Annotated in this window: 11 protein-coding genes; 3 read left to right on the top strand and 8 right to left on the bottom strand. The window is 50.9% G+C overall.

Translation table 11 applies throughout. The features are described 5' to 3' along the window. Window positions 1–56: 56 nt before the first annotated feature. From AURMO_RS02115 to AURMO_RS02095, 5 genes are all read right to left on the bottom strand, one after another. Complete coding sequence (locus AURMO_RS02115; RefSeq protein ID WP_110232936.1) at window positions 57–1,862, bottom strand: ABC transporter ATP-binding protein; 1,806 nt, start codon at window positions 1,860–1,862, stop codon at window positions 57–59. Then, complete coding sequence (locus tag AURMO_RS09095; protein ID WP_110232935.1) at window positions 1,859–2,215, bottom strand: DUF2304 domain-containing protein; 357 nt, start codon at window positions 2,213–2,215, stop codon at window positions 1,859–1,861. The genes AURMO_RS02115 and AURMO_RS09095 overlap by 4 nt, the downstream gene beginning before the upstream one ends. A gap of 7 nt (window positions 2,216–2,222) precedes the next feature. Beyond that, entirely contained in the window at window positions 2,223–2,888 is a 666-nt protein-coding gene (locus tag AURMO_RS02105) for a glycosyltransferase family 2 protein (protein ID WP_110232934.1), read from the bottom strand. Further along, a complete protein-coding gene (locus AURMO_RS02100; protein WP_162532644.1) occupies window positions 2,881–4,434 on the bottom strand; it encodes a DUF2142 domain-containing protein in 1,554 nt (517 codons plus the stop codon). Before AURMO_RS02100 ends, AURMO_RS02105 begins: the two co-directional genes overlap by 8 nt. Before the next feature lie 83 nt (window positions 4,435–4,517). Then, window positions 4,518–5,675 carry an acyltransferase family protein gene (locus AURMO_RS02095; RefSeq protein WP_110232932.1) on the bottom strand — a complete coding sequence of 386 codons (1,158 nt, stop codon included), beginning with the start codon at window positions 5,673–5,675 and terminating at the stop codon, window positions 4,518–4,520. A 152-nt stretch (window positions 5,676–5,827) separates the two neighbouring features. Between AURMO_RS02095 and AURMO_RS02090 the strand changes: the two genes are divergently transcribed. Beyond that, window positions 5,828–9,469, top strand: coding sequence for a multifunctional oxoglutarate decarboxylase/oxoglutarate dehydrogenase thiamine pyrophosphate-binding subunit/dihydrolipoyllysine-residue succinyltransferase subunit (locus tag AURMO_RS02090; RefSeq protein ID WP_110234837.1), 3,642 nt, complete (start codon window positions 5,828–5,830; stop codon window positions 9,467–9,469). Window positions 9,470–9,535: 66 nt separating this feature from the next. Here the strand turns inward: AURMO_RS02090 and AURMO_RS02085 are convergent, their stop codons facing one another. From AURMO_RS02085 to AURMO_RS02075, 3 genes are all read right to left on the bottom strand, one after another. Further along, on the bottom strand, window positions 9,536–10,951 hold the full coding sequence (locus tag AURMO_RS02085) for an IS30 family transposase (protein WP_420807778.1): 1,416 nt from the start codon (window positions 10,949–10,951) through the stop codon (window positions 9,536–9,538). 91 nt (window positions 10,952–11,042) lie between these two features. After that, window positions 11,043–11,282 carry a zf-HC2 domain-containing protein gene (locus AURMO_RS02080; protein WP_110232931.1) on the bottom strand — a complete coding sequence of 80 codons (240 nt, stop codon included), beginning with the start codon at window positions 11,280–11,282 and terminating at the stop codon, window positions 11,043–11,045. Further along, window positions 11,282–11,857, bottom strand: a complete 576-nt coding sequence (locus AURMO_RS02075) for a sigma-70 family RNA polymerase sigma factor (protein WP_239406851.1) — start codon at window positions 11,855–11,857, stop codon at window positions 11,282–11,284. The genes AURMO_RS02080 and AURMO_RS02075 overlap by 1 nt, the downstream gene beginning before the upstream one ends. A gap of 90 nt (window positions 11,858–11,947) precedes the next feature. On the opposite strand from AURMO_RS02075, the gene aroA reads away from it, so the two are divergent. Together aroA and rsgA are read left to right on the top strand one after the other, a co-directional pair. Next, window positions 11,948–13,327 carry a 3-phosphoshikimate 1-carboxyvinyltransferase gene (gene aroA, locus AURMO_RS02070; protein WP_110232929.1) on the top strand — a complete coding sequence of 460 codons (1,380 nt, stop codon included), beginning with the start codon at window positions 11,948–11,950 and terminating at the stop codon, window positions 13,325–13,327. Further along, entirely contained in the window at window positions 13,324–14,358 is a 1,035-nt protein-coding gene (gene rsgA / locus AURMO_RS02065) for a ribosome small subunit-dependent GTPase A (RefSeq protein ID WP_110232928.1), read from the top strand. Before aroA ends, rsgA begins: the two co-directional genes overlap by 4 nt. Window positions 14,359–14,367: the final 9 nt, after the last annotated feature.

The raw sequence follows: 14,367 nt of genomic DNA, 5'->3' as shown, positions 1-14,367 counted from the left end.
ACTTAGGCCATGAATTCCTCGCTTGAAGGAGTCTGTCTAACCGACCGTAGCTCACGCTAATCGCCTTGAATGCGTAACTTCTGTGACAAACCAGCAAGGGCAACTTGTTCACCAAAAGCGGGCAGCTGGCGCGCTAAATCTGTGAAAGTTCCTTTACCTACAATTAGACCGTCCTCTAGGTAGCAAACTTGGTCATAATCTTTGATTGTTGAGAGTCGGTGAGCAACCGAAATGAGTGTTACTTCACCTCGAAGAGCTCGGATAGCTTGAGTAACATCGTCTTCGGTTTTTGTATCTAATGAGCTTGTCGCTTCATCCAGAACTAGCACTAAAGGATCTGAATACAGAGCCCTGGCAATCCCAAGGCGTTGTTGCTGACCTCCAGAAAGGGAGAAACCTCGTTCACCAATTTTGGCGTCGATTCCACCTTCTCGAGAATTCACGAGTGCTCCAAGCTGTGCTCGCTCAAGGGCTTCAATAACCTTGTCCCTGTTGAAATCTGCGTCCCAGGTCAGCGCAACATTTTGAGCGATGCTTCCATCAAAGAGAGCAACACGCTGAGGAACGTAACCTACTCGATCTCTCCAAGCGTGAATCACATTTGTCAGGGCAACACCGTCGATTTCAATCGACCCTCCCGTAGGTACGCTCAATCCGAGTAGAAGGTCAATAAGTGTTGATTTTCCTGCACCTGAGGGACCCACAATCCCCAATGAGCTACCAAGAGGGATATCAAGATTTAGACCTCGTAAAACTTGATTTGTCGAGGAGTGATAGGTAAAAGTGACATTCTTCAGATTGATGTGGTGAGGTTGAGGTGGAAGGATCTCAGAGTCAACCCTCTGGAAATCATCCTGTTCCGTTTTACTTAATCTATTCAGGTCGTCGATTACGTCCCGTGCCGCTGGACTACTCGCATTTCCCTGAACAATGCTGCTTTGCAATCCATTAATTGCGGGGATAAGCCGAAATCCGGTCGCCGCAAAAAGTGCGACTGAGGCGAGTGCCCCACTGGCCCCTCCGGTGAAGAATCCCGCAATACCTACAAGAATGAACCCGCCTACAAGGGCCGCTTCAAAGGCATACAGTGGGATGATCCCAAGGAACGAGATATTTGCCCGAGCCCTCACAGCGATTTGTCGGTTCCGGGTGACAACATCAGCTACTTGACCAAGTTTGCCTCGAAGGCTCAATTCCTTGAGTGCATCCACCATCTCGGTCATCAGGATCGCAACTCGGTAACTGTAATTGAGATTAACTTGCCCCGCGTTGAGTGCTCGCTTGGTCACTACCTTATTCACGATGAATGCAACCAAAGCTAAGTAAACCAGAGCAACCAACGCAGTAATGGGGTCAGCAATCAAAAGAACGAGAAGAATCAATCCAAATGTGAGGAACAGACTCGGGACTTTAGCAAGCGGGAGCAAAAAACCCATAACTGTGTTTGCAATACCCGCATCAGCGATTCGTGTGATTTCGGCCACCGTTCGCTTGGAACGTTCCTCCCATGAGGAATGGATGTAACTGGTGAACATCCGCTCACCAATCTGAAGTTCATACGTAGCAAATCGTCTAGTTGCAACCCACTGAAGAAAGACAGAAAGTGCGCTTTTTAGAATGATGAGGCCACATGCAATGAGGACAAGCACAGGAGCAGCTGAGAGACTTATTTGACCGATGATGGGCATCTCAATTGGCTTGGAGTTGACTATTGGTGTGATGAGTAGTGCAAGTAACGCCATCGCTGCGACATCGAGCAAAGTAATAAAGCTCGTGGCGCCTATATAAATCCCAAAAAATCTTCTTGCACCTGCTGGTAACAGAGGAAGTAAATCTCGAAGTGTTTGGATGATCAACTTCACGAGGTGCTCGAAGTCTCATTGTCGGAATATTGATTCTTGAGTAGTGCTAATTCCCGAGCCACTGTTGTCAGTGAAGTCTCAAGCTGACGAAAACGTCTGTAGGTGTTTGCCACGAAACCGATAAAGATTAACACCAAGAGGTAAAGCAAAAGATCGGCGCCTCTGCCGATTCCGAAAAGATTAGCCACCCAAGTCCAAGCTTGTGGGAAGAATACCGACGACGCAGCCGCAAGGATGAAAAGAAACATAAAGACTCTGCGAAGTGCTTGATGACGTGCCCCCCCGCCTCGAAAGAGGAATACACCCGCAAAAACAATCGCAATGACTGCACAGATTTGAAAAACTATTGTCATTGTGACCTCACTTGAAAAGTAACTCTACGAGAATATTGACTGAATTGAGCAAGGACTGACCCTTAGCTTTGGAGTATTCGGAGTAAACAATATGCGTGGGGTATTCAGCCCACTCCAATTTGAGTTCACTAAAAATGTCAACAATTTCCGAGGCATGAGCCATTCTGTTTTGTCTCAACCTAAATCTCTTCAAGGTGTCCCTATTGATGACTCGCAACCCGTTGTGAGCGTCTGTCAGTGACATTCCCGAAGTGAGACGGGTAAAAAGCGCTGCCATTTTTAGCACTAGTCGTTTTGCAAACCCCAGCTGCGTTCGGGAATCAAGGAACCGGGAGCCAATAACCACATCGAGCTTTCGAGCGCGTAAAAGTTCTAACATGCCAAATGCATCATCAAGGCTGTGCTGACCGTCTGCATCAAAAGTGATGACCTCCGTCATCATTGAGTCGCTAAGAGCAAAATCAAATCCAGTCTGAAGAGCCGCACCCTGTCCCAAATTGATGGGGTGCTGGATGACTACCGCTCCGGCACGTTTTGCCTCAGAAACAGAGTTATCGCTGCTGCCGTCGTCAATACAGACCACAAAAGGAAAGACAGTCCGCACATGCGAGACGACGTCTGCAATAACTGTTTCCTCATTAAAAAGTGGGATAACTACCCAGGTATTACCCATGATCGAGTGCCACCTGCCTCTTCAATGATGGGGAGGTAGTTGACCCATCAAGATTAATTTCACGGGCAACAATGACGGCAACGGCTGCAAAGCCAATCGATCCAATCAGTAGAACTGCCATGGGAGGAATAAATCCTGACCACCACCATTCGACTGATTGGTTAAGGTTCCATCCCATCGAATCAATTCCTGTGATGTACCTTCGCATGTTGAAGTGAAGAGATACAAAATTTGCAATTGAGAGAGCGATCGCTACCAGATATGCCTGGCCTCTGGTGAGTCTGAGTTCCTTCTCACGCACCTTGACTAGGAGAATTCCGGCAAAAAGAATGATGAGCGGGAGGAGATACCGAGGTTGTACCTCAGTTCCAATATGCGATCCGCCTTTGGTGAGAACATAAACAGGTAAAACCCACAGTGCCAAACCTATTCCTGCGAGTACAAGCATTTTTCGCTTGTTCAAGTTTCCAAAACCGATAAAAGCGATTGCAACGAATGCGGCCAGGCTCCCCAGATAGACGATGCTGGGCAGATCAGTATCCAACCAACCCAGGCCCCAAGAGCCAAAGGTTCCTTCCCACAGCATGGGGGCATTCAACACATTGAATGCAAGGAGGGCAAATGTAGAAGGTGTGTCTTTCGATACATTTTCGATTTCCCCGCCGAAGCCGCCAACGGCTGTAACAGGATTCCCAAAGCCATTAATCGCTGACGTTCCTTGAGTGGAGTTGAGATAGAAGAGTCCACAGACAATTAATGCCGCAGCAAAGATTGAAAAAATTCTCCAATTCAGGATTGATTTTCTGAATTTCAGGAGAATTACTGCCCCCAGACCGATGACGGAGTAAACAGCTCCATCAGCCCGGGAACCTGCAGCAATAAGAATTGTAAAGAGCGTTATTACACCAAGCAAAACCCTTTGCTTCCCGGATGTTTCTATAAAACCTAGGAATGCAATCCAAGAAATTCCAACACCAATCATTGCCCACGCACTCGGGTTATTGGATGCAAGCAGAAAGGCCCCGAGGGGAATTGAAGTCAACATCCAACTCCAGAGGAGCACACCGCGACGATTCTTGGGTAAAGCTAGGAATGTAAGTGTCATCAACCCGGTAAATAGAAAGATATTTACAAATCGCATGATGAGAGCTGAAAGTTGGACGTCGTCACCGGCGAAAAGATTCATAACGGTGTAGAAAACTGGTGGATAGCCACCGGCAAAATTCCCTCTGTCAGTGAGGACAGTTGGTTCTGTTGAATAACCAATTTTGTCGAGACAAGCAGCACTGAGCTCAGGCTTGTATGCGTAACAGGGAGCTTGAAGAAGTATTTCAGGAACCGTACGGGTTGCTGCAGTGGTTCCAGGCCCACATATCTGATCAGTAGTTGGTTGAGCGCACCAAATACTCGTTAGATGGAAGTCATCATCTGGGCTGGAACCTATCGGTGAAGCATAGGCCCAAGCCCCAAGAGCAACTATCAAAAAAAATGGGACAAATTTGAGAAATTTGACCGATTTGAGTCTGCTCAAGGAATTAGATAACACCAGCCAATTCTAGCCCGGACAGGCTTAAAAACCCTGACAAGAAAACATGGCATGAATCGAAACTGGGCGCTGGGGTGTGCTGCTTACTGTGAGAGCTTAATTCTGTCTGAGAATCGTCTGATCTTCTTTTCGAAGGGTTTTTCTACCCAAGCGTGGAGCGCAAAAGCAATAACCAACCCTGCCACTAAAACTATCGGGTACCACGTCAAGTTTTTCCAGCTCACATCCAACTGTCCAAAGATGTCCACAAAGACATACATCACTGTCGCGTGAACCAAATAGAACGCAAACGATACTTCTCCCAGTTTTACTAACCATGAAGACTTAAATCCGGTTCTCATTCCAGAAATATCTCTCTGAGCAACACTTGCTATTGTCAGGGCCATCAAAAGAAGTGTCATTTCATTAGCGAAATAGAGAGACAGCTGGATAAACGATTCGGGGATTGCGAGCGCTGAACCGAAGGATAAATAGACAAAAAGCACACCTAGCGCTGCAATGGGCATCCAGGGCGACAACCTCAGGAGTTTCCCTCTCTTCGCTAGGACACCTATTCCCATTCCAATAACGAATTCGGGTAAACGCTCAATTGGGAGTGGTAAAGGAACACATCCTTGTCCCCCGCTAGCAAAGCAAGCCGACTTCACAATGAGGATGCCCACAAATATGGCAACTAATGCAATCAAGACTGCTTGTGAACTAATTCGTATGTATGCGCGCTGGAAAAGGGGGTGCAGGGAATAAAAGAAAAATTCGCAGGTGAGTGTCCACGCTGCTGGGTTGCCTGAGAAAAGAATGGCTGGTGCAAGCCACCATCCCTGAATAAGTGGGACTGAGAGCAACAAAATCCCGAGATCAAAAGGCTTAACCCACCAGTGCGCTGGATCAGGATTAAAGCTATAAAAAATAGGAATAGCGAGGAGAAGTGCAACGAACGCGGAAGGCCAAATACGACCAAACCGCCTCATGTAGAAAGCTCGGACGGGTAGGTCTGCTTTCCATGACCACGAAAGAACAAATCCCGAAAGTATGAAGAAAAACATGACGCCATAATTTCCGTATTCAAAAAGCGGAAAAATAGGAATAGGCGCAAAGGCGGTCATGTGGAAGAAGAAAACAGCAAATGCTGCCCACCATCTCAATCCAGTCAGGGAATCCAACGCTGCATTTCTTGCAGACATTTTTCTCCTGTCGGATAAATCGAAATAAGGTCTTTTGCTTCCAGAACCATCTTCAAGCATAACGATTTAGGTTTAGGGTTAAAGACGGACATCTTTGTGTTTGTATTCAAAAATTACAAACCAATTTAATCAACGGAGAGTGGGCGACTTTAGCTGTGTCGAACCAGACGGAGAATGGCGGAGCTGCCGAGGAATTCGGCGCTAACGAGTGGATGGTTGAAGAGCTCTACGAGCGCTTCGTCGTAGACAAGAACTCGGTTGATCCCAACTGGTGGCCAACTCTCGAAAAATACGCAGCTAAGTCAGGCTTTACCGCACCAGCTGCTCCTGTTCAAGCAAGTCCAGCCCCAGTGACAACTGCCCCTGTTACAGCAACAGCAGGCACGGAAACGCAACCCGTAGCCACTACTACCTCACGCCCAGCACAGACAGCACCCATTCCTGCTGATGCACCTGTTATTGCACAAGATTTCTCTGCTGCTGAATCAGCAGAACAAGACGTGGTCACCATCCTTAAAGGCATGCCAAAGGCTCTTGCCACCAACATGGACCAGTCTCTGACGGTTCCCACAGCTACAAGTGTCCGTGCCATTCCTGCAAAGCTTCTCATTGATAACCGCATCGTTATCAATAACCACCTCAAGCGCACACGTGGTGGCAAAGTTTCCTTCACCCACATCATTGGCTGGGCGCTTGTCCAGGCTCTCAAGGCATTCCCCAGCCAGAACGTCTACTACGAAGAGGTTGATGGCAAGCCTGCACTTGTTTCCCCAGCACACGTCACTCTTGGTCTCGCTGTTGACGTGCCAAAGCCTGACGGCTCTCGTGCGCTCATGGTTCCTGGCATCAAGCGCGCAGACACCATGACTTTTGGTGAATTCCTTGCTGCCTACGAAGACCTCGTAGTCAAGGCACGCACCAACAAGCTAGCTGCTGAAGACTTCCAGGGAATCACTGTTTCTCTGACAAACCCAGGTGGAATCGGAACAGTTCACTCGGTACCTCGCCTCATGCGTGGACAGGGCTGCATCATTGGTGCAGGTGCCCTTGACTACCCCGCTGAGTTCCAGGGTGCGAGTGAAGAAACTCTCATCGAGATGGCCATCAGCAAGGTTCTGACCTTGACAAGCACTTACGACCACAGAGTCATCCAGGGTGCAGGTTCCGGAGAGTTCCTCAAGATCGTGCACGAGTTGCTTATCGGTCAACGGAATTTCTACGAAGACATCTTTGCTGCACTTCGTATTCCATATGTCCCCATTCACTGGGGCGTTGACGTCAGTGTCAACCGTGGTTCTGCCATCGACAAAACCGCCCGTGTTCAGGAGCTCATCAACGCCTACCGCGTTCGCGGCCACCTCATGGCAGACATCGATCCACTTGAGTACAAGCAGCGCACTCACCCCGACCTCGAAATTGAAAACCACGGTCTGACCTTCTGGGATCTCGACCGTGAATTCGTTACGGGTGGCATCGGTGGAACCCGCACTGCTCCTTTGCGCAAGGTTCTTGGAATCCTTCGTGACTCCTACTGCCGCACTGTGGGCCTGGAATACATGCACATCCAGGACCCTGAACAGCGCAAGTGGATCCAAGAAAAGGTCGAACGCCCCTACGAAAAGCCTGGCCACGATGAGCAGATGCGCATCTTGGGCAAGCTCAACGAAGCCGAAGCTTTCGAAACTTTCCTGCAGACCAAGTACGTAGGACAGAAGCGCTTCAGCCTCGAAGGTGGAGAGTCTGTTATCCCTTTGCTGGATGAAATCCTGCAGGATGCAGCTACCGCTGAACTCGATGGTGTTGGCATTGGAATGGCTCACCGTGGTCGTCTCAATGTTCTGACCAACATTGCCGGCAAGACATACGGCCAGATCTTCCGTGAGTTCGAGGGAACCCAAGACCCCAAGAGTGTTCAGGGCTCGGGTGACGTGAAGTACCACCTCGGAACTGAGGGTGTCTTCACTTCGGCCGAGGGCAAGACCATTCCGGTCTCCCTCGCAGCGAACCCTTCGCACCTTGAGACCGTGAACTCGGTACTTCAGGGAATCGTCCGCGCCAAGCAGGACCTCAAACCCATTGGCACCTTCACCACTCTCCCCGTGTTGATTCACGGTGACGCCGCTATGGCTGGTCAGGGTGTTGTACTTGAAGGTCTTCAGATGTCGCAGCTGCGCGGTTACCGCATTGGTGGAACCGTTCACATCGTGATCAACAACCAGGTTGGTTTCACCACCCTGCCAGAAGCATCACGAACTTCCGTTTACGCAACGGACGTTGCTAAGACCATCCAGGCTCCTATCTGGCACGTCAACGGTGACGACCCCGAGGCAGTTGTCCGCGTCGCACGCTTGGCATTCGAATTCCGTCAGCGCTTCAACAAAGACGTTGTCATTGACCTCGTCTGCTACCGTCGCCGCGGTCACAACGAGGGCGACGACCCCTCGATGACTCAGCCACTGATGTACAACTTGATTGAGGCAAAGCGTTCCGTACGTCGCCTCTACACCGAAGCCCTCGTTGGCCGCGGTGACATCACTCAGGAAGAGTTCGACAAGGCACAAGGCGACTTCCAAGGCCAGCTCGAGACAGCATTTGCTGAAACTCACGCTGCCCAGACCGGAACCATGTCCACTGTCGGCGCAAATGACACCGTTACTGGTGGCAACCTGCTCGACAACGAAGTGCTTGCTCCCACCACCACTGGTGTGGACGTTTCAGTCATTCACCGCATTGGTGACGCTTTCAACAACGTTCCTGCAGGCTTCACTGTTCACAACAAGCTCCAGCAGCTCCTTGCCAAGCGCCTTGAGATGAGCCGTAACGGTGACATCGACTGGGGCTTTGGTGAACTCCTTGCCTTTGGATCGCTCCTTCTCGAAGGAAAGCCTGTTCGACTCACAGGTCAGGATGTGCGCCGCGGAACCTTCGTTCAGCGTCACGCTGTCTTCCACGACCGTGAAAACGGTCAGGAATGGTTGCCACTGCTTAACCTCAGCGAAGACCAGGGTCGTTTCTGGATCTATGACTCACTCCTGAGCGAGTACGCAGTTCTCGGCTACGAATACGGCTACTCCGTGCAGCGTGAAGACGCTTTGGTTATGTGGGAAGCACAGTTCGGTGACTTCGCCGACGGTGCCCAAACAGTGATTGACGAATACATCTCTGCTTCCGAGCAAAAGTGGGGACAGCGTTCCTCCGTTGTCATGCTTCTGCCCCACGGATATGAAGGACAGGGTCCTGACCACTCCTCCGCACGAATTGAGCGTTTCCTGCAGCTCTGCGCTGAAGACAACATGGTTGTGGCACGTCCTTCAACACCTGCGTCTTACTTCCACTTGCTCCGCCGTCAGGCATACAGCAAGCCACGTAAGCCACTGATCGTCTTCACCCCCAAAGCCATGCTCCGCCTCCGCGGCGCATCCAGCAATGTTGAAGACTTCACCAACGGTGTTTTCGAGCCAGTGCTGGATGACCCACGCCAGCTTGACCGCAACGCAGTCAAGCGCGTGATTCTCACCGCGGGTAAGCCTTACCACGACCTCGTTGCTGAGTTGGAGAAGACTCCAAACCCAGCAATAGCTATCGTGCGCCTCGAGCAGTACTTCCCAGCTCCTATGCAGCAGCTCAACGAAGTTCTTGCGACCTACCCCAACGCTGAGTTGGTCTGGTACCAAGACGAGCCTGCTAACCAGGGTGCATGGCCCTTCATGTTGCTTGAAGTGTCACCCAAACTTGAAGGTCGTGTTCTGCGCAACGTTTCACGCCCCGCTTCAGCATCACCTGCTGTGGGATCTGCGAAGCGTCACGCTGTTGAAGCCGCTGAGATTCTCGAACGAGCACTCAACCTCGGCTAACACAAGCACACAACAATGCCCGCGAGATAAGGCGAATTCAATTGATCGTTGCAACACTGACGTGATTTAGTTCGACACTAGTAGGTCTCTTAAACACTCGGCTGGATTTTTCCAGCCGAGTGTTTTTCTTGGCCGCCCGTTGAGTTGCAGGGCGACTCGTTCAAGGTCTTCAGGCCCAAACACTGACAAGTCTGTTCCCTTGGGAAAATACTGTCTGAGGAGTCCGTTGGTGTTCTCGTTGGAACCGCGTTGCCAAGGGCTTGCTGGATCACAGAAATAGACAGGCATGTCTGTGGCGATACTAAATTCTTTATGCCTTGCCATCTCAATTCCTTGATCCCACGTCAGTGACCCTCGCAAATGCTCTGGCAGGGTCTGCATGGTTTTGATTAGTGCGTCACGAACTGTTTCTGCAGTGTGATCACCGGAGAGATGGGCAAGCATCACATATCGTGTGCTGCGCTCAACCAACGTCGCAATCGCTGACCTGTTTTGCGTTCCAACTATGAGATCACCTTCCCAATGCCCTGGAACGGCCCTGTCTTCAACTTCGGCAGGACGTTCAGAAATCATCACCATCGGATCAGCAAAACGAGGCCGGCGTTCAAGCCCCGTGTTGTGGGGTTTGCGCCTGGTGCGTCCCGTGCGAAGAGCTGATTGGATCTCTTTCTTCAAACCACCACGAGCCTGCAAATACAAGGTTTGATAGATCGTCTCCGGTGACACTCGCATCTCCTGACTGTCGGGAAACTCTTCCACCAACTTGTGAGAAATCTGCTCCGGAGACCACTGATTATCTAATCCCTCTTGAACAAACGCCTTTAACATCGGCTGTGTCAAAAGCTTACGAGTTTTCGGTCTTTGTCTGCGTGTGACAGAAACCCGATGGGCTGTGTAGGGCTCATAAACATCCTCGACCCTATTGCGTCGCAGTTCCCTGCTGATGCTTGAAGCAGCCCTGCCCAACACCTGAGCCATGGAGCGAATACTCATGCCCTGGACGTGGAAACTGCGAATCTTCTCCCGCTCAACAAGTGAGAGAAACCTCGGATCAAGCACCTTCTCCAACACAGAAATACGAACACCATCAACAAGTCGTTCCTGAACATTCACACTCTTGTTGTAGTGGACAACATGGCCATCAGGATAGATGCGTGAATGAATTTTCTTCACTATCCCTCTGTCCCAATCTTGGGCAGTGCGAATATGAACACCTGCCTGCTTCGCCGCATCTACTCGATGAACGCCCGAATCTCGCAGACGGAAATAGTGCTCACGGACAAGATTGTGGCGCTGCCGACGAGGCGCACCAACATCAACCCCTGCAGCAACAAGCCACTGATAACACGTGAGCATAGGAAAACCCAGCTCTCTGGCAGCGGCATTGGCATTGCCTAAACGCTCGAAAGCCTCAAAAAGAGCAGCCTTCTCAGCCAGGGAATAACGCCTCCGAGTGCGTTTGGGCGGCGGGGTAAAAGACATGGTCGTTGCAACCTCCAAAAAGATGGAGTGTTGCAACGACCATTAGAACCCAAGTAATTTCGCGGGCATTGTTCGTTAAACCAATTAAGAATTAATGCTGCTGCATACTGCGCAGTTTCTCTAGGACCTCAGACTTCAGCTCTTCTGGTGCCGTCTCTTCGCATGCGCGTTTCACAGCTTCGGTCAGCACGACACCGACGCGGTGTTCATCTGAGCAATCAACACAGTTCTCCATGTGTGCACGAATATCTGCAGCCTCTTCGCTACATAATTCGTTGTGGAGATACTCTTCAAGGTCCTTCTTGGCCTTGTCGCAACCGCAGTCACCCATTACTTGCCCTTTCCAATGCCTTGCTCGCGTGCATAGTCAGCTAATTGTTCACGGAGTAGCTTTCTTCCGCGGTGAAGTCTGCTCATGACTGTCCCCGTGGGAGTGTCCATGATGTCGGCTACCTCCTGGTAACTGTACCCCTCAACATCTACTAAGTAGACAGCAGCTCTGAAGTCTTCAGGAATCGCCTGCAGTGCGTCTTTGACAGCACTTGCAGGCAAGTGATCAATCGCCTCTGCCTCTGCAGAACGGCTGGAAGTAGCCGTTCTGCTCTCTGCATCTCCGAGTTGCCAGTCTTCTAATTCCTCAAGTGGTGAATAAAAGGGCTGGTTCTGGAGCTTGCGGTATTGGTTGATGTAGGTATTCTCAAGAATGCGGTGCAGCCAGGCTTTGATGTTTGTTCCCTGTTGGAACTGATCAAAGGCAGCAAAGGCTTTGAGATAGGTTTCTTGCACCAAATCATTGGCGTCTACGCGGTTGCCGGTCTTGCGCATGGCATGGGCATAGAGCTTGTCAATATGCTCCATGGCCTGTTCTTCAAACAGTGCGCTTTTGGCAGAGGGTGCGGTAGTCATCTGTTGTAAGCCTACGCCTGCCCTGTCCAACGTGAGTGAACCAGCCATAAGCGCCCACTCCTCTGCTAAATCCTCGATAACCTAGAACAAATGTTGACCTCTCCTTATTCCCGGCCTGAATTTGACCCTTACGGGTCAAACGACGTCCCAGGTGTCGTATCAGGCCACTGGAAGGCCCCTCAGGCTAGCCAACCTGTTACTGGAGAGCTTCAAATCCCAGGTTCCAAGTCGTTGACTAACCGTGAACTCGTTCTTGCTGCTCTGGCGGATGGTCCTTCGACAATCAAGAGACCCCTTCATTCACGAGACAGTCGACTCATGATCGAGGCGCTGAGGTCCCTAGGCGCAGAAATCGTTGAAGTTCCAGGAGAAGGTGCTTTCGGTCCTGATTGGAAAATCACCCCTGGTGAACTGATTGGATCAACCACCATTGATTGTGGTCTAGCTGGCACGGTCATGCGTTTCATTCCTCCCGTGGCATCTTTAGCTCTGGGACCCACCACTTTTGATGGCGATGAAGGTGCGCGTCGTCGCCCTATGGCTACCACTATCTCCTCGCTCCGCGCTTTAGGCGTGGATGTGGCAGATGAAGGTCGTGGCAGCCTGCCATTCACTGTTCATGGAACTGGAAACGTAGCCGGTGGTGCACTCACCATTGATGCATCGAGTTCTAGTCAGTTTGTCTCTGGTTTGTTGCTTTCTGCCGCTCGCTTTGAAAACGGGCTTGATCTCACCCACTCCGGCGAGCGACTCCCTAGCCTCCCCCACATAGAGATGACCATCGAGGTGCTCCGTGCTCGTGGAGTAAAGGTCGAAAGCCCCGAAGTTGGCCGTTGGATAGTCAAGCCAGGCCACATTTCTGCCGTTAATGTTCAGATCGAGCCAGATCTTTCCAACGCAGCGCCATTCTTGGCTGCTGCAGTTGTGACTGGCGGATCTGTCACCATTTCAGGTTGGCCTATTGAAACCACTCAGGTGGGCAACGACTTACTTGAGATCTTGCCTCTCTTTGGTGCAACTGTCTCTCGTGATGGTGACAAGGTGACCGTCACAGGAAAGAGTGACGAAGCAGGAAACCCTGTGGTGCACGGCATCACACTTGACCTCACCACCGGAGGCGAACTTGCCCCTGCAATCGTGGCAATTGCTGCTCTGGCAACAACTCCCAGCACGATCACAGGCATTGGCCACATTCGCCACCATGAAACAGACCGCTTGGCAGCACTCGCCAATGAATTAAACAAACTTGGCGGCAAGGTTACTGAGCTCGAGGATGGGCTCCAGATTGAACCCGCCGAACTCCATGGCGGAGTGTGGTTGAGCTACGAAGACCACCGCATGGCCACATCTGGAGCCATTATTGGCCTTGTCGTGCCTGGTGTTGAGATAGAAAACATTGGTACAACGTCAAAGACCCTGCCTGAATTCCCTGAACTGTGGTCATCACTTGTGGAGTCTTCTCACTCATGAGTTGGTGGTCTGCAAACTCTGACGAGAACTCACTCGGTGAGCAATACGACGAGTCAGACATTCGGATTCGTCCGAACCCCAAAGCAAATAAGCCCCGCACCAAAACCCGTCCCGACCACGCTGACGCCGTTACCGGAATGGTGACAGGAGTTGACCGTGGTCGATACACCGTTCTCATCAATGAGATACCCGTCACGTGTTCACGTGCCCGCGAACTCAGTAAGAACGCCATCGTTATTGGTGATTTCGTCAACGTGGTTGGCGATGTCACGGGGGAACCTGGCAGCCTGGGACGAATTGTTCGCGTCGACCCAAGGTCTACAGTTCTCCGTCGTAGTGCAGATGACACTGACGAAGTGGAACGCGTTATTGTTGCCAACGCTGACCAGCTGTTGATTGTGATTGCTGCAGCAAACCCTGAACCACGGGTTCGTTTGGTAGACCGCTATCTGGTCGCTGCTTTTGATGCAGGAATTAAGCCACTCATTGTCATCACGAAGTGTGACACCCATGATCCTTCTGAATTCCTGGCAAACTTTGCCGGGCTTGATGTTCCCATCTTCCGAAGTGGTACTGATCAAGTTCCTCTTGAGGAGCTCCAGCAGGCCCTTGCAGGACACACAACTGTGGCTGTGGGCCACTCCGGCGTGGGGAAATCCACTCTGGTCAACGTTCTAGTTCCGGGAGCACACCGCGCTACTGGCCATGTCAACGAAGTGACCGGCCGTGGCCGTCACACCTCAAGCTCAAGTATCTGTTTCAAGTTGGAGTCTTCTTTCGGGAACGGCTGGATTATTGACACCCCCGGTATTCGTTCATTCGGCCTCGGGCACGTGAACCCTGACAACATCTTGGGCTCATTCAGCGACTTAACTGAACTAGCTGAGAAATGTCCTCGTGGATGCTCGCACCTCTCTGACGCTCCAGATTGCGCACTCAATGAAGCTCTTGCAGATGGGATACTGGGAGCTAATGGCGCTCACAGAATTGATTCTTTACAGCGCTTGCTTTTGACGTTTAAATCTCTTTAGGGTTCGGGG

The organism is Aurantimicrobium photophilum (assembly GCF_003194085.1).
In the GTDB taxonomy this organism is placed as follows: Bacteria; Actinomycetota; Actinomycetes; order Actinomycetales; family Microbacteriaceae; genus Aurantimicrobium; species Aurantimicrobium photophilum.
The sequence above is the reverse complement of the archived record's forward strand: the minus strand, read 5'-3'. Positions and strand labels throughout refer to the sequence as shown.

Excerpts from the sequence above, each read along its gene's own strand:
- AURMO_RS09095 (WP_110232935.1), bottom strand. The coding sequence starts at position 2,215 with ATGACAATAGTTTTTCAAATCTGTGCAGTCATTGCGATTGTTTTTGCG.
- AURMO_RS02105 (WP_110232934.1), bottom strand. The coding sequence starts at position 2,888 with ATGGGTAATACCTGGGTAGTTATCCCACTTTTTAATGAGGAAACAGTT.
- AURMO_RS02095 (WP_110232932.1), bottom strand. The coding sequence starts at position 5,675 with ATGCTTGAAGATGGTTCTGGAAGCAAAAGACCTTATTTCGATTTATCC.
- AURMO_RS02090 (WP_110234837.1), top strand. The coding sequence starts at position 5,828 with ATGGTTGAAGAGCTCTACGAGCGCTTCGTCGTAGACAAGAACTCGGTT.
- AURMO_RS02085 (WP_420807778.1), bottom strand. The coding sequence starts at position 10,951 with ATGTCTTTTACCCCGCCGCCCAAACGCACTCGGAGGCGTTATTCCCTG.
- AURMO_RS02080 (WP_110232931.1), bottom strand. The coding sequence starts at position 11,282 with ATGGGTGACTGCGGTTGCGACAAGGCCAAGAAGGACCTTGAAGAGTAT.
- AURMO_RS02075 (WP_239406851.1), bottom strand. The coding sequence starts at position 11,857 with ATGACTACCGCACCCTCTGCCAAAAGCGCACTGTTTGAAGAACAGGCC.
- aroA (WP_110232929.1), top strand. The coding sequence starts at position 11,948 with ATGTTGACCTCTCCTTATTCCCGGCCTGAATTTGACCCTTACGGGTCA.
- rsgA (WP_110232928.1), top strand. The coding sequence starts at position 13,324 with ATGAGTTGGTGGTCTGCAAACTCTGACGAGAACTCACTCGGTGAGCAA.